The 19,621-nt window shown below is 52.8% G+C and carries 19 protein-coding genes; 11 read left to right on the plus strand and 8 right to left on the minus strand.

All coding sequences use genetic code 11. The annotated features are described in order from the left end of the window. From GOV45_RS04905 to mdh, 5 genes are all read right to left on the minus strand, one after another. On the minus strand, positions 1 to 2,958 hold the full coding sequence (locus tag GOV45_RS04905) for a 2-oxoglutarate dehydrogenase E1 component (protein WP_170474945.1): 2,958 nt from the start codon (positions 2,956 to 2,958) through the stop codon (positions 1 to 3). Further along, the gene (locus tag GOV45_RS04910; RefSeq protein ID WP_170474948.1) at positions 2,955 to 3,497 is read right to left on the minus strand and encodes a DUF805 domain-containing protein; all 543 of its coding nucleotides are present in this window, start codon (positions 3,495 to 3,497) and stop codon (positions 2,955 to 2,957) included. The genes GOV45_RS04905 and GOV45_RS04910 overlap by 4 nt, the downstream gene beginning before the upstream one ends. 40 nt (positions 3,498 to 3,537) lie before the next feature. Next, complete coding sequence (sucD, locus tag GOV45_RS04915; protein WP_170474951.1) at positions 3,538 to 4,419, minus strand: succinate--CoA ligase subunit alpha; 882 nt, start codon at positions 4,417 to 4,419, stop codon at positions 3,538 to 3,540. Between the two features lie 79 nt (positions 4,420 to 4,498). Further along, positions 4,499 to 5,692: an ADP-forming succinate--CoA ligase subunit beta gene (gene sucC / locus GOV45_RS04920; RefSeq protein ID WP_170474954.1), complete on the minus strand. Its 1,194-nt coding sequence runs from the start codon at positions 5,690 to 5,692 to the stop codon at positions 4,499 to 4,501. A gap of 314 nt (positions 5,693 to 6,006) precedes the next feature. Further along, positions 6,007 to 6,969 (minus strand): malate dehydrogenase, encoded by a 963-nt coding sequence (mdh, locus tag GOV45_RS04925; RefSeq protein ID WP_170474957.1) that lies wholly within the window; start codon positions 6,967 to 6,969, stop codon positions 6,007 to 6,009. A 160-nt stretch (positions 6,970 to 7,129) separates the two neighbouring features. Between mdh and GOV45_RS04930 the strand changes: the two genes are divergently transcribed. The 11 genes from GOV45_RS04930 (at position 7,130) to GOV45_RS04980 (ending at position 16,429) form a co-directional block, all read left to right on the plus strand. After that, a complete protein-coding gene (locus tag GOV45_RS04930; RefSeq protein ID WP_170474960.1) occupies positions 7,130 to 7,885 on the plus strand; it encodes a sulfite exporter TauE/SafE family protein in 756 nt (251 codons plus the stop codon). A gap of 253 nt (positions 7,886 to 8,138) precedes the next feature. Beyond that, on the plus strand, positions 8,139 to 8,996 hold the full coding sequence (locus tag GOV45_RS04935; protein ID WP_170474963.1) for an HpcH/HpaI aldolase/citrate lyase family protein: 858 nt from the start codon (positions 8,139 to 8,141) through the stop codon (positions 8,994 to 8,996). Positions 8,997 to 9,002: 6 nt separating this feature from the next. Beyond that, a complete protein-coding gene (locus GOV45_RS04940; protein WP_170474965.1) occupies positions 9,003 to 9,557 on the plus strand; it encodes an NnrU family protein in 555 nt (184 codons plus the stop codon). A gap of 12 nt (positions 9,558 to 9,569) precedes the next feature. Further along, positions 9,570 to 9,776 (plus strand): DUF1737 domain-containing protein, encoded by a 207-nt coding sequence (locus GOV45_RS04945; protein WP_170474968.1) that lies wholly within the window; start codon positions 9,570 to 9,572, stop codon positions 9,774 to 9,776. Continuing rightward, positions 9,776 to 10,804, plus strand: coding sequence for a MaoC family dehydratase (locus tag GOV45_RS04950; protein WP_170474971.1), 1,029 nt, complete (start codon positions 9,776 to 9,778; stop codon positions 10,802 to 10,804). The genes GOV45_RS04945 and GOV45_RS04950 overlap by 1 nt, the downstream gene beginning before the upstream one ends. Positions 10,805 to 10,960: 156 nt before the next feature. After that, positions 10,961 to 11,623 (plus strand): DUF1194 domain-containing protein, encoded by a 663-nt coding sequence (locus tag GOV45_RS04955; RefSeq protein ID WP_170474974.1) that lies wholly within the window; start codon positions 10,961 to 10,963, stop codon positions 11,621 to 11,623. A gap of 214 nt (positions 11,624 to 11,837) precedes the next feature. Continuing rightward, entirely contained in the window at positions 11,838 to 12,221 is a 384-nt protein-coding gene (sdhC, locus tag GOV45_RS04960) for a succinate dehydrogenase, cytochrome b556 subunit (RefSeq protein WP_170474976.1), read from the plus strand. Between the two features lie 11 nt (positions 12,222 to 12,232). Next, complete coding sequence (sdhD, locus tag GOV45_RS04965) at positions 12,233 to 12,607, plus strand: succinate dehydrogenase, hydrophobic membrane anchor protein (protein ID WP_170474979.1); 375 nt, start codon at positions 12,233 to 12,235, stop codon at positions 12,605 to 12,607. 24 nt (positions 12,608 to 12,631) lie between these two features. Continuing rightward, entirely contained in the window at positions 12,632 to 14,437 is a 1,806-nt protein-coding gene (gene sdhA, locus GOV45_RS04970; protein ID WP_170474982.1) for a succinate dehydrogenase flavoprotein subunit, read from the plus strand. 12 nt (positions 14,438 to 14,449) lie between these two features. Then, positions 14,450 to 15,229 carry a succinate dehydrogenase iron-sulfur subunit gene (locus GOV45_RS04975; RefSeq protein WP_170474984.1) on the plus strand — a complete coding sequence of 260 codons (780 nt, stop codon included), beginning with the start codon at positions 14,450 to 14,452 and terminating at the stop codon, positions 15,227 to 15,229. 336 nt (positions 15,230 to 15,565) lie between these two features. Next, positions 15,566 to 16,429: an urea carboxylase-associated family protein gene (locus GOV45_RS04980; protein WP_170474987.1), complete on the plus strand. Its 864-nt coding sequence runs from the start codon at positions 15,566 to 15,568 to the stop codon at positions 16,427 to 16,429. A gap of 50 nt (positions 16,430 to 16,479) precedes the next feature. Here GOV45_RS04980 and deoD read toward each other — a convergent pair whose 3' ends face one another. From deoD to GOV45_RS04995, 3 genes are all read right to left on the minus strand, one after another. After that, positions 16,480 to 17,187: a purine-nucleoside phosphorylase gene (gene deoD / locus GOV45_RS04985; protein ID WP_170474991.1), complete on the minus strand. Its 708-nt coding sequence runs from the start codon at positions 17,185 to 17,187 to the stop codon at positions 16,480 to 16,482. Positions 17,188 to 17,203: 16 nt separating this feature from the next. Continuing rightward, the gene (locus GOV45_RS04990; protein WP_170474994.1) at positions 17,204 to 17,521 is read right to left on the minus strand and encodes an H-NS histone family protein; all 318 of its coding nucleotides are present in this window, start codon (positions 17,519 to 17,521) and stop codon (positions 17,204 to 17,206) included. Between the two features lie 121 nt (positions 17,522 to 17,642). Continuing rightward, positions 17,643 to 19,610 (minus strand): protein meaA, encoded by a 1,968-nt coding sequence (locus tag GOV45_RS04995; RefSeq protein ID WP_170474997.1) that lies wholly within the window; start codon positions 19,608 to 19,610, stop codon positions 17,643 to 17,645. Positions 19,611 to 19,621 lie beyond the last annotated feature (11 nt).

Consider the following 19,621-nt stretch of genomic DNA (forward strand, 5'->3'; position numbering starts at 1 on the left):
TTACTTTCCTTCAATGCTTAGCGCTTCGTTCACCAGCGCTTCTTGTTGGGCTTTGTGTTGGCTAGCCAGACCCGTCGCGGGCGAGGCCGATGTTGCGCGGCCGACGTAGCGCGGCCGTTTGTGATCAGCGCCGATGCGCGTCAAGACCCACTCGATATTGGGTTCAATAAACGACCATGCGCCTTGGTTCTTTGGCTCTTCCTGACACCAGACCATTTCCGCCCCTTTGAAGCGGTTCAACTCGTTGATCAGAGAATGCGCCGGGAAGGGATAATACTGCTCGATCCGAAGCAAATAGACATCATCAATGCCGCGCGCATCCCGCTCTTCCAGAAGGTCGTAATAAACCTTTCCAGAACACATCACGACGCGTTTGATCTTTTCATCGGCCACCAGCTTGGTATCTGAATTTCCATGTTGGGCGTCATCCCAAAGTACCCGGTGGAAACTGGAACCAGTAGTGAATTCCTGGGCCGTGCTGACGGCCAGTTTGTGACGCAGTAGCGACTTTGGCGTAACCAGTATCAAAGGTTTGCGGAAAGTGCGGTGCAACTGCCTGCGTAAGATATGGAAATAGTTCGCTGGCGTGGTGCAATTCGCCACAATCCAATTGTCCTGTCCGCACATCTGCAGGAACCGTTCAAGTCGAGCTGACGAGTGTTCAGGCCCTTGGCCTTCGAATCCGTGCGGCAGCAAGCAGACCAAACCGGACATACGAAGCCACTTTGATTCACCCGAGCTGATGAACTGGTCAAACATGATTTGGGCACCGTTGGCGAAATCGCCAAATTGCGCTTCCCACAAGGTCAGCGCGTTGGGTTCCGCCAGAGAGTAGCCATACTCAAACCCCAAGACCGCATATTCGCTGAGCATCGAGTCTATTACTTCGTAATGAGACTGCCCCTCGCGAATGTTGTTTAGAGGATAATACCGCTCTTCGGTTTCCTGGTGCACAAAGCCCGAGTGTCGCTGGCTAAACGTACCACGCGTTGCGTCCTGGCCAGACAGTCTTACCGGATAACCTTCGGTTAGCAATGAACCAAAAGCCAGCGCTTCCCCAGTTGCCCAATCGAAGCCTTTGCCAGAATCGAACATTTGTTTTTTGTGATCAAGCAGCCTTGCAACAGTCTTGTGAACAGCAATGTCGTCCGGAGCATGGGTTAAGGCTGCGCCGACCTCGGCCAGAGTCTCGGGCGTGATCGCGGTTTCGCCGCGCACATACTCTTCCTTGTTTTTGTCCAGGTGCGACCACCGACCGTCAAGCCAGTCTGCCTTGTTGGGCTTGTAATCCTTGCCGGCGTCAAACTCATCGTTCAGATGCGCCTGAAAGGCGGCTTTCATGTCCTCAATTTCACCCTCTGGGATCAGTCCGTCCTTGACCAACCGTTCTGTGTACAGCGACAGCGTGGTTTTATGCGTCTTAATCTTTTTGTACATTATCGGATTGGTGAACATGGGTTCGTCGCCCTCGTTATGACCGAACCGTCGATAACAAAAGATGTCGATGACCACGTCTTTGTGAAATTTCTGACGGAATTCTGTTGCCACCTTTGCCGCGTGCACCACTGCTTCGGGGTCGTCCCCGTTAACGTGGAAGATCGGAGCTTCGACCATCAGTGCGATATCCGTTGGATACGGGCTGGAGCGCGAGAAATGCGGCGCTGTGGTAAATCCGATTTGGTTGTTCACCACGATATGCATTGTTCCGCCTGTCTTATGTCCGCGCAATCCTGACAGGCCAAATCCTTCGGCTACAACACCTTGACCGGCAAACGCTGCATCTCCATGCAAAAGTATGCCCATAACTCTTGTGCGTTCAGTATCGTTCAACTGATCCTGCTTGGCGCGGACTTTGCCCAATACCACGGGGTTGACAGCTTCAAGGTGGCTGGGGTTGGCTGTCAGCGAAAGATGAACGCTGTTGCCGTCGAACTCGCGGTCACTTGACGCACCGAGGTGGTATTTTACATCGCCAGATCCATCCACGTCTTCGGGTTTAAAGCTGCCGCCCTGAAATTCGTTAAAGATCGCCCGGTAGGGCTTGCGCATAACGTTAGCGAGGATGTTTAAACGGCCTCGGTGCGGCATACCAATGACGATATCGCTGACGCCGAGTGCACCACCCCGCTTGATAATCTGTTCCATAGCTGGGATCAGGGCCTCACCCCCGTCCAGGCCGAAACGCTTGGTGCCCATATACTTCACATGCAGGAACTTTTCGAAGCCTTCGGCTTCGACCATCTTGTTCAGAATTGCCTTGCGCCCTTCGCGAGTGAACGAGATTTCTTTGCCGTAACCCTCAATCCGCTCTTTGAGCCATGCGGCCTCTTCCGGGTTGGAAATATGCATATATTGCAGTGCAAATGTGCCGCAATACGTGCGTTTCACTATCTCGACAATCTGCCGCATCGAGGCCATTTGAAGGCCAAGAACGTTATCGATGAAAATTGGTCGGTCCATATCGGCTTCTGTGAAGCCATAGGTTTTGGGATCAAGTTCGGGGTGCGTGCTGGCTGCGCGCATTCCAAGCGGGTCCAAATCAGCGGCCAGATGGCCGCGAATGCGATAGGCCCGGATCAGCATCAGCGCCCGCAGACTGTCCAGCACCGCGCGTTTAACTTGGTCTTCACTAACTTCGACGCCTTTGGCGTCAGCCTTTTCTTTGATCTTCTTGCCAGCAGCTTTGGCATCGATCTCAGCCCATTCGCCAGTAAGCGCTCCGGTCAGGTCGTCTGAGGGCATCGGGGGCCAATCGTTGCGCGCCCACGACGGGCCTTCGGCCTCTTTCTGTACGTCCGGTGTGGCATCGCCCATAGCCTTGAAAAACTCAGCCCAGGCAGCGTCCACCGCTCCAGGGTTTTTGGTGTACTGGGCATAAAGCTGTTCCAGATACTCAGCATTGTGTCCCTGCATGAAGCTTGAAGCATGAAAGGCAGAGTTGGGCGAATGTTCGGTCATTGGGCTACCTCATGTGGGTTGGGACCGTATTGATTTGCGCCTGGCTGACTGGGTCGGGTCAGCCACCAAAGCACCAAAAGGGGTGACACAAATAAAACTAGCAATGTCGGAATAACAATCAGCAGAGTGGCGCGCGTGAAAAGAATGTCCATTGTTCCACCATGTTGGAAGCTGGATGCGATACCAATACCAAAGATTAAGACTGCAAATGCACCAATTATCAGTAGGATCGGCAGCAAGGCGTAAAGACCGCTGCGCCCAGTATCATGCATGCGCCGCCAAGCGACTGCCAGATGCGGGAAGAAGACGATTAGGCCAGCGATGGATTGGACCGGTTGAGAGGAAGTAGCCGAAACTGACTTAACTCCATCGGCTTCGGCCGTTGTAACCTGAGTAAAAAACTGCCAGTCAATGATCCCTGCGATTACGTTCCAGATCACGATAAATAGGAAAAAGAACCAGTACTCGGGCCGCGACGCACGGCCCGAGAACGTAAGGAATTTCGAGAAACACGTTTTAACGGCGTCGCTAAAAGTCATGTGTTTCTTCCTCCCGATTTAACCAATCATAACGCCGCTGTCAGCCGATTGCTTCAAGCACAGCCTCACCCAGCTGTGCAGGGCTTTCAGCTACGACGATGCCGGCCGACCGCATTGCTTCGATCTTGTCCTCGGCACCACCTTTACCGCCGGCGACAATTGCACCCGCGTGACCCATTCTGCGGCCCGGAGGTGCGGTGCGACCTGCAATGAAGCCAGCGGTTGGTTTCTTGCGGCCCTTCTTGGCCTCATCCGCCAGAAACTGCGCGGCTTCTTCTTCGGCCGAACCGCCAATCTCGCCGATCATGATTATTGACTCAGTCTCATCATCCGCCAGAAACCATTCCAGCACGTCGATATGTTCCGTACCTTTGATCGGATCGCCTCCGATACCGACACAAGTGGACTGACCCAAGCCAACATCGGTGGTTTGCTTGACGGCCTCATAAGTCAACGTGCCCGAACGCGATACAACGCCGACCGAGCCACGTTTGTGGATGTGACCGGGCATAATGCCGATCTTGCATGCGTCGGGTGTGATGACACCAGGACAGTTCGGGCCAACAAGTCGCGATTTCGAACCCTCAAGCGCCCGCTTCACCGTCATCATGTCCAGAACCGGGATACCTTCGGTGATGCAGACGATGACTTCCATCTCGGCGTCGATCGCCTCAAGGATCGAATCCGCGGCAAATGGCGGCGGAACATAGATCACGCTGGCGTTTGCGTCGGTCACGGCTTTGGCTTCGTGGACCGAGTTGAAGACAGGCAGATCAAGATGGATCATTCCACCTTTTCCGGGGGTGACACCGCCGACCATCTTGGTGCCATAAGCGATGGCCTGTTCGCTGTGGAATGTGCCCTGCGAGCCGGTAAAGCCCTGACAGATCACTTTGGTATTTTCGTCGATGAGGACTGCCATTTGGCGTTCTCCTGTTTTAGGCTGGCATTGGCCAGCCAGAATTCTTCGAAAAAGGTGGGCCGAGGCCTACCTCATGGAATTAGCCTTTGACCGCCTTAACTATCTTCTCGGCGCCGTCTTTAAGGTTGTCCGCTGCGATCACGTCCAGGCCGGAGGTGTTGATGATCTCTTTGCCTTTCTCGACATTGGTCCCTTCCAGGCGCACGACCAGCGGAACCTTCAGGCCGACTTCCTTCACCGCAGCCACTACGCCCTCGGCGATGACGTCACAGCGCATGATGCCGCCAAATATGTTGACCAGAATTCCTTTGACGTTCGGGTCCGAGGTAATGATTTTGAATGCCTCAGTCACTTTCTCCTTCGTGGCACCACCGCCCACATCGAGGAAATTCGCAGGTTCGGCACCATAGAGTTTGATGATGTCCATCGTTGCCATGGCCAGGCCCGCGCCGTTCACCATGCAACCAATTTCACCATCCAGCGCGATGTAATTCAGGTCGTACTTGGAGGCTTCCAATTCTTTTGGGTCTTCTTCGGTTGTGTCGCGCAGCTCAGCAATGTCAGGGTGGCGGTAAACCGCGTTACCATCAAATCCGACCTTGGCGTCCAGAACCTTTAGATCACCTTTGTCCGAGATGATTAGTGGGTTGATCTCCAACATCTCCATGTCTTTTTCGACGAAGGCGGAGTAGAGCTGACTCATCAGTTTGACGCACTGTTTGACTTGCGCGCCCTCCAGTCCCAGCGAGAATGCGATGCGGCGACCATGATAAGGCTGGTAGCCGGTGGCGGGATCAACCGAGAAAGACAATATTTTTTCTGGCGTTGCGGCAGCCACTTCTTCAATGTCCATGCCGCCTTCGGTCGAACAGACAAACGAGATGCGGCTGGTCTGACGATCCACCAACAAGGCGAGGTAAAGCTCGCGTTCGATACCCGAACCAGCTTCGATATAAATGCGATTGACTTGCTTTCCTGCGGGACCTGTCTGATGCGTGACCAACGTGCGACCCAGCATCTTTTTGGCTTCTTCTGCGGCTTCTTCGACTGATTTGGTCAGACGGACACCACCTTTTTCGCCTGCGTCGGTCTCCTTGAAAGAGCCTTTACCGCGGCCACCTGCGTGGATTTGTGCTTTAACAACCCAAAGTGGGCCATCCAGTTCTCCGGCTGCGGTTTTGGCTTCCTCGGCGCGCAAAACAGCGCGACCATCGGACACCGGAGCGCCATAGCTGCGTAAGAGAGCTTTGGCCTGATATTCGTGAATGTTCATCGAAACTGTCCCGTCTGACTACGATTAAACCGTTATAGGCGTGTCTAGTGGCCAAGTTTAAAGAGTTTTTTTATTTGTCACGGGAATTTGCTGAAGATTTTTCGTATTTGTGATCACAGTATTTTAGGGTGTGATCACAAAGATCTTTCGACCATGGCATGATTCGATATTTTCACCGTGGAAAGGTGGTTTCATATCCAAATCTCAGCGTTTCCGCGACCCTTTCCCAAATGTGATGGGTGTCAAAATTCAGCAGAAGCCAAAAAGAAAACCGGCCCAATAAGGCCGGTTTGTTAAATGCCATGGAAGCCGGATCAGGCCAAAGAGCTGTCGATGCCCTTGCAAGCCTCGATCAGGCCCTTCACCGCGTTTACAGAATTATTGAAACCAGCCTGTTCGTCGTCGTTCAGCTTGATGTCCACGATTCGCTCGATACCTCCGGCGCCGATTACTGTCGGGACGCCGACGTACAGACCTTTGACGCCAAGTTCGCCATTGCAATAAGCAGCACAGGGCAATACGCGTTTCTGGTCTTTAAGATAGGCTTCGGCCATTTCAATTGCGGATGTGGCCGGCGCATAATAGGCAGAGCCAGTTTTAAGAAGACCGACGATTTCAGCTCCACCGTCGCGGGTACGCTGGACAATTGCATCAAGTTTTTCTTGAGTAGTCCATCCCATTTCCACCAAGTCGGGCAGAGGAATTCCGGCAACTGTCGTATAACGAACTGACGGTACCATTGTGTCACCGTGTCCGCCCAGAACAAATGCAGTCACATCACGCATGGACACATTAAATTCTTCCGCGAGGAAATGAGCGAAACGAGCAGAGTCCAAGACACCAGCCATGCCGCATACTTTATTGTGTGGAAGGCCCGAAAACTCGCGCAAAGCCCACACCATCGCGTCCAACGGGTTGGTGATGCAGATCACGAACGCGTCGGGTGCATGCGCAGCAATGCCTTCACCGACCGACTTCATGACTTTCAGGTTGATGCCAAGCAAGTCATCGCGGCTCATCCCTGGTTTGCGGGCAACGCCTGCAGTCACGATGCATACATCTGCGCCAGCGATATCGGCATAGTCACTGGTGCCTGACAATGCTGCGTCAAATCCTTCGGATGGGCCGGATTCGGCTATGTCGAGCGCTTTGCCCTGCGGCAACCCCTCTGCGATGTCAAACAGGACAACATCACCCAGCTCTTTGACAGCAGCAAGATGCGCAAGCGTGCCGCCGATGTTCCCCGCGCCGATCAGCGCAATCTTGGGTCTGGCCATTTGGAATATCTCCGGTCGGTTTTAAAATCGAGATTTTGCTAGTCGGTTAAGCCGCCGTGCGCAAGGGTCGAGCAGCGCGGCATGCGACCGCATACTGTTTGCAACGATCAAGCTTGATGCGCTAAATGGCCAATGACACAGGCCGATTCCGGGGCGTTGCATGTTCGAAATGAACCTGATGTTTTTCGCTGTGGCTATTCCGGCCGTGATCTTTGCAGGTATTTCAAAGGGCGGATTCGGCTCGGGCGTTGCGTTTGCATCGGCGTCGATTCTAGCTTTGATTTTGACGCCGGGACAGGCGCTGGCCCTGATGTTGCCACTATTAATGGTAATTGATGTCGCCACGCTTGGACCCTTTTGGAACCGTTGGAGTTGGCCAGAAGCGCGCCTGTTGATGCTGGGCGCGGTCCCAGGAGTCGCCCTTGGAGCGATTTTTTTCGAGGTGACAGATGATGATTTCCTGCGTCTTTTGATAGGCGGAATTTCGGTTGGTTTCGTTGCCTGGCATGTTTCTCAATCCAATGGCTGGATCAACGGTTTCAGGCGAAAATTGCCACCTTCGGTCGGAATATTCGCTGGGCTTGTCGCTGGTTTCACCAGCTTTGTCAGCCACGCTGGCGGCCCACCAGCCGCTGTTTATCTTCTGTCCCAGCGCCTGACTAAGACAGAGTTTCAGGCCTGCACGGTTTTGGTTTTCTGGGTTATCAATATCGCAAAATTTGTTCCCTATGCCTATTTGGGGATGTTCACTTGGCATACCGCGTGGGCTGATTTGTTGCTTGCGCCATTTGCGATTTTAGGTGCTTGGCTGGGCGTTCGGGCGCATTGGATGATCTCTGAACGACTTTTCTTTATGATCGCTTACGTATTGTTGACGATCACGGGCACGAAATTGATATGGGATGCATTAACCTGAAGGTGCGGATTGACGCATAAATGGTGCGCTGACTGGGTCAAAAGAACGAAGTTTCCGCCATAACCGAAATCGCTTTTCGAAATTCCAATGTTGTAAGAGTATTAGGACGGGAGCGCATGTGTGAGAAATCCTTAACATGCATCGCGTGTTGCCCCGCAGAAAGCTTGGATGCTGCGACGCGGCAATTTTGCGCTTGAACTTTCCGTCAAAAAATGCCCCATTTCGCGCAACTTTATTACCAAGGGAGAAGCCGGTGGATCCCCGTCAACGTCCGTACCGTTCCGTTCTATACATTCCAGGCTCGAAAGAGCGGGCCTTGGAAAAAGCGCGCTCACTGCCAGTGGACGCAATTATTTTCGACCTTGAGGACGCCGTTGCGGCAGAGGAAAAGGAAAATGCTCGTGAAACTTTAAAAGCCGCGCTGGCTGCAGGAGGCTACGGTTCACGTGTCAAAATCGTACGGATCAACGGATTAGATACCGAATGGGGCAATGCGGATGCTTTGGCTGTTCGTGACATGGATGTGGACGTAGTTCTGTTACCGAAAGTGAACTCAGCGTCGGATGTACAGGCGTTGTCGACAATCACAGGTGATCTGCCGATCTGGGCAATGATGGAAACGCCACGAGGGATGCTGAACGCGGCGGAAATTGCGGCCCATCCACTCATGGCAGGGTTCGTCATGGGCACCAACGATCTGGCAAAAGAGTTGCAAACCCGCTTTCAACCCGACCGCTTGCCGCTGATGACCTCGCTGGGATTGTGTCTGCTGGCTGCAAAGGCTGAGAGCCTGATTATTGTCGATGGCGTTTATAACGCCTTCAAGGATGACGACGGCTTGGCGGCAGAGTGCGATCAAGGTCGCGCTATGGGTTTCGATGGCAAGACACTTATTCATCCTGCGCAGGTTGAAATTGCGAATTCAGCTTTCGCGCCTTCGGATGCAGAGGTCGACTTGGCCCGACGTCAGATTGCCGCCTTTGAAGAGGTCGAGGCACAGGGATTGGGCGTTGCCGTCGTTGATGGGAAGATCGTAGAAAACCTGCACATTGTAACTGCACGTGAAATTCTGGCAAAAGCAGAGGCGATTTCAGAATTGCAAGCGGGGTAGGCCAGCATGGGCTTTTTTCTTCTGATCCTTGGTGTGGCCCTATGGTGGGCTGCGCATCTGTTCAAACGTATTATGCCAGAAAAGCGCGCAGCTCTGGGTGATGCAGGCAAGGGCGTAGTCGCCTTGGCGTTGGTCGTTTCGATCCTTCTGATGATCTTCGGCTACCGCATGACTGATTACATTCATGTCTGGGCGCCGCCGTCCTTTATGGTTCACATCAACAACCTTCTTGTTCTAATCGCTTTCTATCTTATGAGTCCGGCAGGCCAAAAAGGGCGTTTGCTGAGCAACGTTCGTCACCCAATGTTGGCTGGCTTCAAGCTGTGGGCATTCGCTCATCTGTTGGTCAACGGCGACCTAGCCTCGATCGTGCTGTTCGGAGGGCTGTTAGCTTGGGCTGTAGTCGAGGTGATTGTCATCAATCGTACCGAACCCGAGTGGACGCCCGGCGAGCCTGGCACCTACGGCAAAGACGCGATGTTTTTTGTCGGTTCCATCGTGCTTTTGGGTGTCGTGGGATACATTCACGGGCTGGTCGGTCCTTCCCCGTTTGCATCATAGAAGGTTGAGCTTATGGCCAAGCTTTATCGTTTGTTGACCGAAGAGGACACCTCTGCATTCTGCCACAAGGTATCGGCAGCCTTGGCAAAAGGATGGGAGCTTTATGGAGATCCCACTTATGCCTATGATGCAACCAACAAGGTGATGCGTTGTGGGCAGGCCGTGACCAAAGAGATTGCGGCCGATTATTCCCCTGAAATGAAATTGGGACAACAATAATGGCAAAAACCAACCCCGGTCGGTTCTTTGAGGACTACGCCGTGGGGCAGGTCCTGCACCACCCTGTGCCGCGAACTGTCACCAATGGTGAACGCGCCCTGTACCATGCGCTCTATCCGTCGCGTCATGCTCTCTATTCTTCAGACGAATTTGCGCGGTCATGTGGCTTGCCACAAAGCCCTGTTGATGATCTGGCGGCATTTCACGTGGTTTTTGGCAAGACAGTACCCGACGTTTCGTTGAACGCCGTGGCCAATTTGGGTTATGCCGAAGGACGCTGGCTGGGTCCTGTCTACCCCGGCGACACACTGCGGTCAGAGTCCGAGGTGATCGGACTAAAGCAAAATTCGAACGGCAAAACGGGTGTCGTTTGGGTGCGTACGAAAGGCTTAAACCAACGAGAAGAAGTAGTCATTGAATATGTCCGCTGGGTCATGGTGAGGAAATCGAATCTGGATGCCCCTGCGCCTGAAACGGTCATACCCGAACTTAACAAGGCGCTTTCAGCTCAGGACCTTGTTGTACCAAAGGGACTGGATTTTTCGAACTACAATTTCTTGCAAGCAGGCGAAACACATCGCTGGGGCGACTATGCGATTGGTGAAACTATAGATCATGTTGACGGTGTAACTGTTGAAGAGGCCGAGCACATGTTGGCAACTCGCCTTTGGCAGAACACGGCCAAAGTCCACTTTGATCTGACTTTCCGACCAGAGGGGAGGTTGATTTATGGTGGCCATGTGATTTCGATGGCGCGGGCCTTGTCATATAACGGCTTGGCCAATGCGCAAATGATCGTGGGTCTCAATGGTGGCGCGCATGCAAACCCGTGTTTCGCGGGTCAGACCATCAAGGCTTGGTCTGAGGTGTTGGACAAGGCAGATACAGACGTTCCTGGCGTGGGTGCAATACGACTTCGTCTTGTAGCAAACAACGGCGGCGCTCCGTTCGAATTAAAGAGCGAAGACGGGCGTTACCTGCCACAAGTCTTGCTCGATTTGGATGTCTGGGCGCTAATGCCAAAATAGTTTTCCTTGCAGAGACTGAACGTTTCAACGGATGGCTAAGCATCCCTCGATCAGTCTTGAGGCCACCGCGTATCGAGCGGTTTATGACTTACAGTTTAAATGTCTGCCTGACAGGAAATTGAATTGCCGAACCTTCAACTGTGATAGGGTGGCAAAATGCAAATATTGCGCGCGGCTACTTTGGCAATCTTGAGTGCGACTCCGGCCCTCGCATGCGATCTGGCATTGGCCCTGGCTGTTGATGTATCAGGCTCGGTCGATTCCACTGAATACAGGATTCAGATGGATGGGTTGGCGGCTGGGTTGCGCGACCCGGTGGTGTCTGAAGCTTTAGTCAGGGGTAAGTCGCAATTGATGTTGATTCAGTGGACAGGTAGTTCTCGCCAAAGAATTACGATACCTTGGACGAAGATTGACAGTTTTGCATCACTAGATGCTTTTGCCAGCGAGGTCGCCTCAGATCCACGCGTTTGGCGAAACTTTTCGACGGCTATTGGCGAGGCATTGTCGGTTACTGTGGCGCGGTTTGACGAGGTGTCCGAATGTTCACGCCATTTGATTGATCTGTCAGGTGATGGTGTATCCAACGAAGGTATCGAACCATCCGAATTGCGCGACTTGCTGCGTGACCGTGGAATAACTGTGAATGCAATTGCAATCGAAGAAAGTGAGCCGGACCTGACGGCATATTTCTTTGAGAACGTTATCGCTGGAGAAGGGGCATTTGTAGTTTCTGCTGCGGGATTTGCTGATTACCCAGAACGCATTAGAAAAAAGTTGCTGCGCGAAGTGACGCAGCAAACAGCGGATTTGGATTGAAAGTCCAAAGATTCGTGATCACATTTCCACGCTTCGGAAATCGCCAACATTGATTTAAATGAATTTGTTATGTGATCACGAGAATATTTTGTGTGATCACATAAGCATTTTATCTGTATTTTTCGGTTTAAATTGACGGTTTTTGCATTCGCAGCACGTGACAGTCTAGCAAAAAACAGTAAAACCATCGGTAGCCAAATGAAAAGGAGCCGACATGGCCGATGTAAATCGGGGCGACCGCCCTCTTTCGCCACATCTTTCGATATACCGCCCACAGATGACGTCTGTGTCATCCATCATGGTCCGGATCACTGGCATCGCCGCGCTGGCTGTTTCCTTTTTTGTCGTTTGGTGGTTGCTGGCCGCCGCCACCAGTGAAAGTGCATTCAACTTTATTGACGGTTTAATGCGAAGCTGGCTTGGCGATCTGGTGATGTTCCTGGCTGCTTGGGCGATATACTATCACATGCTGGGTCGGCTGCGGCATGTAATCTGGGACCTGGGATATTGCGTCGATGTTGAAGTCTCGGAAAAGCTGGGGATCGGGATGTTCATCTTGGCGACCATTCTGACTTTCGTCACAGTACTTGCGGTTTAAGGAGTTTGGCCATGCAAAGTTACCTCACAGACCGCAAACGGGCGCTGGGAACTGGGGCCGGCAGACACGGCACCCATCATCATTGGCAGATGATGGCAAGCTCGACTGCTCTTGTCTTTTTGGTTCCACTGTTTGTTTTTACTTTCGCCAATGGGCTCGGCGGCACTTATGAAGAAGTGGTCGCATATTACAGCCGCCCGTTTCCTGCAATTATCACAGGGCTGACTCTGGTGGTTGTCATACTTCACCTTGTACGAGAAGCGCAGGTTGCAATTGAAGATTATGTGCATGGCGTCGCGGAAAAGCTGAGCCTTATGGCAGTGGCAGCATTTGGTTACACCCTGATGGCGGCGGGGCTGTTCGCCCTTGTCAAGCTTGCCTTGTGAATTACGCGGTAAGGATCAAAAAAGATGACTGCATATGAATATGAAACCCACGAATATGATGTCGTGGTTGTTGGGGCAGGCGGAGCAGGTCTTCGTGCGACTCTAGGTATGGCCGAACAAGGATTGCGAACAGCCTGCGTGACCAAGGTATTTCCGACCCGTTCCCACACGGTCGCTGCGCAAGGCGGTATTGCGGCATCGCTCGCCAACATGGGCCCAGATAACTGGCAGTGGCACATGTACGATACCGTCAAAGGTTCGGATTGGTTGGGTGATACGGATGCCATGGAATATCTGGCTCGTGAGGCGCCCAAGGCTGTCTACGAACTCGAACACTATGGAGTGCCCTTCAGTCGTACCGAAGAAGGCAAGATTTATCAGCGCCCATTTGGTGGCCACACGACCGAGTTTGGCGAAGGTCCCGCCGTACAGCGGACATGTGCCGCGGCTGACCGGACTGGTCATGCGATTCTGCATACATTGTACGGTCAAAGCCTGAAAAATAACGCTGAGTTCTACATTGAGTATTTCGCCATCGATCTGATCATGTCTGAAGGCGGTCAGTGTCAGGGGGTTGTCTGCTGGAAGCTCGACGATGGCACGATGCATGTGTTCAACGCCAAGATGGTTGTGCTGGCGACAGGCGGCTATGGCCGAGCCTATTTCAGCGCCACATCGGCGCATACCTGTACCGGTGACGGCGGCGGAATGGTTGCCCGAGCTGGTCTGGCGCTGCAGGATATGGAATTTGTTCAATTCCATCCAACCGGCATTTACGGTTCGGGCTGCTTGATCACAGAGGGAGCGCGCGGCGAGGGCGGGTACCTAACCAACTCGGAAGGTGAGCGTTTCATGGAACGTTACGCGCCTCACTATAAAGACTTGGCTGCCCGCGACTACGTTTCACGCTCAATGACCATGGAAATCCGTGAAGGTCGAGGGCACGGAGAAAACGGTGATCATATCCATCTGAACCTAAGCCACCTGCCCCCGGAAACGTTGGCGCAGCGGCTTCCGGGGATATCAGAATCCGCTCGTGTTTTTGCAGGCGTTGATTTGACCAAGGAACCTATCCCAGTTCTTCCCACCGTTCACTACAACATGGGCGGCATCCCGACGAACTATTGGGGCGAGGTTCTGAACCCGGTAGCCGAAAACCCGACAGCTGTCGTACCGGGTTTAATGGCAGTGGGTGAAGCCGGTTGTGCATCGGTCCACGGCGCGAACCGTCTGGGTTCAAACTCACTGATTGACTTGGTTGTCTTCGGCCGTGCAGCGGCGATCCGTGCCGGAAAGGTTGTGGACGCCGACGCTCCGAACCCGGTGCTGAATCAGGCGTCTGTAGACAAGGCATTTGATCGTTTTGACGCCATTCGAAACGCCAGCGGTGCGGTTCCGACCGCAGAGCTCAGGTTGGAGATGCAACGAACAATGCAAGATGACGCGGCCGTATTCCGGACTTCCAAGACATTGGCCGAAGGCGTCGAAAAGATGAACACTATTGCGGCCAAAATGGATGACATCAAGGTTTCGGATCGCAGCCTTGTTTGGAACAGCGACCTTATGGAAACGCTGGAACTGACCAATCTGATGCCAAGCGCGCTGGCCACTATCGTAAGCGCAGAGGCGCGTAAGGAGTCCCGCGGCGCCCATTTCCACGAGGACTTTACCGAACGTGATGATGAGAATTGGCGCGTCCATACCGTCAGCCACATTGACGGCAACAAAGTTGAGCTTAGCTATCGTCCTGTCATTGTCGATCCGTTGACGACCGAGGACGAAGGCGGCATTAGCTTGGCAAAAATCGCGCCCAAAGCGCGGACGTTCTAAGGAGAGGAACTAATGGTACAACTGACCCTCCCCAAGAATTCCCGGATCACCACCGGCAAGACCTGGCCCAAGCCGGAAGGCGCGACCAATGTCCGCAAATTCCAGATTTACCGATGGAACCCTGACGACGGTCAGAACCCGCGTGTCGACACCTATTTTGTTGACATGGACACCTGTGGTCCGATGGTTTTGGACGCGCTGATCAAGATCAAGAACGAGATTGATCCGACACTGACTTTCCGCCGCTCCTGCCGTGAGGGGATTTGCGGTTCCTGCGCCATGAATATTGATGGAATCAATACTCTGGCCTGTATCTACGGAATGGATGAAATCAAAGGCGACGTTAAAATCTATCCACTGCCACATATGCCGGTGATCAAGGACTTGATCCCGGATCTGACGCATTTTTATGCGCAGCATGCTTCGATCATGCCTTGGCTGGAAACCAAAACCAATCGCCCTGCAAAAGAATGGAAGCAGTCAATTGAAGACCGCGAGAAACTAGACGGCCTTTACGAATGCGTTATGTGCGCAAGCTGTTCGACCTCTTGCCCCAGCTATTGGTGGAACGGCGACCGATACCTCGGGCCGGCTGCATTGTTGCACGCTTATCGTTGGATCATCGACAGTCGGGACGAAGCCACAGGTGAGCGCTTGGATGAGCTGGAAGATCCATTCAAACTGTATCGGTGCCACACCATTATGAACTGCGCAAAGACTTGTCCAAAGGGACTAAATCCCGCCAAGGCAATCGCAGAAATCAAAAAAATGATGGTCGATCGGGCGGTCTGAACTTAGGCATAATTCGGGTATTTGCCGAAACCTGGCAAGAAGGATCGGTGCAAAACTTGAATATCCTGTTCCTGGCGGAAAGGCAGAAAGATGCCTGTTCTAGTACTTGTATTGGCTGGTGGTGTGTTTGCCTATTTCATCTGGCGTGCGCGAACATCTTCGCTGTCGCGCGATTGCAGATGGCGACTGCACAAAACGCAAGGCGTTTGGCGCTGCAGCTTTTGCGGGGCTGTATCCCCAACCGATGCCCAGCCCAAACTGTGCCTGAAACCTGAACAGGATTGACAATACAATGCGGGGTTTTCCGCGACCAGATTTTGCGCCACTCTTAGCGTTATGTCAGACTTTGAACACTCCACCCGCCCCCCTTTTGATGCCGATGCTCGTCGCGCTATAGCGCCAGTAATCTGCTACCCGAACGAAGGATTGCCAAAACCCGATCTTGACCTTCTGCGAACAGCGCGGAAAAGCGCGTCAAAGACTGGCGAGGTTTTAGTTCCCGCGCGGGACGCGCGATGTTTCGAAGTTCCGGCGGGGCATTTCTTTCGTATCACATCAGTTGAAGGACCGCAGGTGGGCGATTTAAACCTGTGGAATCTGAATGATCTGTCCGAGCGCTTTTATTCGGGTAAAACCCGCGCATTGCATGGCACACACCTAACGATTGGAGAGCGGATGTGGTCCAGCTTTCCCCATATGCGTCCGATGGCGACAATCGTTGAAGATACCCTTGGCTGGTATGGCATTGATGCCTACGGTGGTTCGGTTCATGATGTAATTGGCACAAGGTGCGATCCTTATACCGGAAACCTGCTGTCTGGAAGCCAGTACCATCACTGCTGCCATTCTAATCTGACCAGAGCACTGGCCGATCATCTGAAAATCCCGTTGGCGGAAGCAGAACCAGCGGTTCACGATGTTCTGAATGTATTTATGTGCACTGGATTCACGCGGGATACCGGACAATATTTCATGAAGGCTTCCCCGGTTCGGCCCGGCGATTACCTTGAGTTCTTTGCCGAGATTGACTTGTTAGGTGATCTGAGCGCCTGTCCAGGTGGAGATTGTTCGTCTGAACATTCGTCCGACACCGCACCATGTTTCCCATTGCTGGTAGAGGTTTTTGCGCCTGAAGCTGCAGTCCTGTCTGAATGGAGAAGCCCGGCGCCCAACGGGTATGACCGCACACACGGGCGATGAAGTTCGGCTGAAGGCCCGGAGCGTCTTCATACGTCGAGCCGGTTCAATTTTCAGTCAGGGAATGCAGCTTTTAAGGCGATCTCTACCATATCGCCAAAACTTCGTTCGCGGTCGGAGGAGGGCATTGCCTCGCCCGTAAGCAAATGGTCGGATACAGTCAAAACCGCAAGTGCGCGGCAATTATGGCGCGCCGCAAGGATGTATAGTTCGGCCGCTTCCATTTCAACGCCCAGAATGCCGTGTCGCACCATTTGCTCGTTCAGGTCGGGTCGTTCATCATAGAAGACATCTGACGAATAAATCCCACCCACGTGTGTGGGAGTACCCTTGGCCTTGGCCGCGGCAACGGCGGCACTCAACAGACTCCAATCCGCACACGGAGCAAAGTTAAGTTCTTTCATTATTCCACGGGAAGGTGTGCTAAGGGTTGTCGACGTCATTGCGATAATGACATCGCGCAAATTTACGTTATCTTGCATGGCGCCGCATGAACCAATCCGGATCAAAGTCTTTGCGCCAAAATCGCGGATCAATTCATTAGCATAAATGGAAAGCGAAGGCATTCCCATTCCACTGCCCTGAATTGTGACCGGATTTCCTTTCCAATTCCCAGTGAAACCCAGCATTCCGCGTACGTCGTTTATTTGCCGGTAATCATCAAGAAACGTTTCTGCTGCCCATTTCGCGCGATAAGGATCACCAGGCAACAATACTGTTTCTGCAATCTCGCCCTTTTCGGCGCCAATGTGAATTGTCATTAGCGAAATGCTCCCGCTAGATTTCCAAATCGGAAATATCTGCACCCGCCTTCAGGGCATCATGAATCCATTGTGGTTTCCGGCCACGCCCTGTCCAAGTTTGCGATGGATCGGCTGGATTGCGGTATTTCGCCTTGGCCTTTTTTCCTTTGGTCGAGCGGGACGGCTCGGATGATAAATCAGCTAACGAGAATCCGTATTCTGCTGCAGCTTTTTCTGCCGCCCTCAAAGCTTCTTTTCGCTCACGAGTTTCCGCGTCCTTTAAGGCCTTTTCGACCTGAATCATTAATTCCAGCAGTTCTTTTCGTGACTTTTTTTCGAGATTGATAGCCATTATTATCCCCATAATGTTACCGACGCTTAAGACGTATTTTCTAAGCTAGTTTTATTTTCTGGATTTATCTATCTATTTCGCGGGGAAAAAGAATCAATTACGATCACTAAATGGGGTTATCTTATTCCGCTGCCAGAGTCTGAGGGTCAACCAAATATACGATATCGCCCATTATTGAGTTTAATTCGAAATTCTTAGGCGTATAAATTTTTGCGACACCCATCGATTTCAATTGCTCGGCGTCTTCGTCGGGAATGATGCCGCCAACAACAACTGGAATGTGGTCCAAACCTGAATTGGCCAGCCGGGTCATAACTTCTTGAACAAGCGGAAGGTGGCTGCCAGACAATATAGACAATCCAATGATATGAGCGTCGTCTCGAACTGCTGCTTCTACGATTTCTTCCGGTGTCAGCCGAATGCCTTCATAGCTGATGTCCATGCCACAGTCCCGGGCGCGGAATGCGATTTGTTCCGCCCCATTAGAATGGCCGTCCAACCCGGGCTTGCCTACCAAAAACTTCAGGCGGCGCCCCAGTTTGTCGCTTACAGCATCCACTGCCGCGCGCAAATCTTCCAATCCTTCGGTTTTGTTAGACACTGAACCGGAAACGCCAGTTGGACCACGATAGGTCCCATAAGCCTTGCGCATTTCTTCGGCCCACTCACCTGTCGTGACACCGGCTTTTGCCGCGGCAATAGACGGTTCCATTATATTTGTTCCTGTTTGTGCAGCAGTGCGGAGGCCCTCCAATGCCTTGGTGACGGCGAGATCGTCACGATCCGCTCGCCATAATTTTAGACGCTCAACCTGTCCCTGCTCGACAGCGGGGTCGACGACCATTATGCCGCCATCTTCGGTCTGCAAGGGCGAAGGTTCGCCTTGGGTCCATTTGTTCACGCCAACTACGACGGTTTCGTTTCGTTCAATCCGGTTCAGGCGTTCTGCGTTGGAATCAACCAACCGAGATTTCATATACTCTATCGACGCCACCGCGCCGCCCATTGACTCGAGGTTAGCAAGTTCAGCCCGAGCACCCGATTTGAGTTCTTCCACCTTGGCGTCGACGGCCGGGTTGCCGTCAAACAAATCGCCATATTCTAGCAGATCGGTTTCATAAGCCAGGATCTGCTGCATTCGCATTGACCATTGCTGATCCCAAGGTCGCGGCAAACCAAGCGCCTCGTTCCAGGCAGGAAGCTGAACAGCGCGTGCGCGGGCTTTTTTGGACAAGGTCACCGCCAACATTTCGATCAAGATGCGATAGACGTTATTTTCGGGCTGCTGCTCGGTAAGACCTAAAGAGTTGACTTGAACGCCATACCGAAACCTTCGGAACTTGGGGTTTTCGACACCATACCGATTTTGCAAGATTTCATCCCACAGATCGACAAAGGCCCGCATTTTACACATTTCGGCGACAAATCGGATACCTGCGTTCACAAAGAATGAGATGCGACCACAAAGCGCCGGAAAATCCGCATCCGGTACGCGGGGGCGAAGCTCATCCAGTACGGCAATGGCCGTTGCCAGGGCATAAGCAAGCTCTTGTTCCGGCGTCGCGCCGGCTTCTTGAAGGTGGTAGGAACATACATTCATCGGGTTCCACTTGGGCACGTTGGAATAGCAATACTCCGCAACGTCCGCGATCATCTTCAGCGATGGTTTCGGGGGGCAGACATATGTGCCGCGACTTAGGTATTCCTTTATCAGGTCGTTTTGCACCGTGCCCTGCAGCTCTGAGACCTTCGCTCCCTGTTCCTCTGCAACCGCTATGTAAAGGGCCAACAACCATGGAGCCGTAGCATTGATGGTCATCGAGGTGTTCATCTGTTCCAATGGTATCTGATCAAACAGAACCCGCATGTCGCCCAAGTGACAGACCGGAACACCTACCTTACCAACTTCGCCTCGCGCCAAAGTATGATCGCTGTCATACCCGGTCTGGGTTGGTAAATCGAAAGCCACGGAAAGGCCGGTTTGCCCTTTGGCCAAATTATTGCGGTACAAAGCATTTGACGCCTGAGCAGTTGAATGACCGGCGTAGGTTCGGATGAGCCAAGGGCGATCTTTCTGCGTTTGCGTCATGAAGCAATCCT

This window comes from Ruegeria arenilitoris (assembly GCF_013035425.1).
GTDB lineage: Bacteria > Pseudomonadota > Alphaproteobacteria > Rhodobacterales > Rhodobacteraceae > Ruegeria > Ruegeria arenilitoris_A.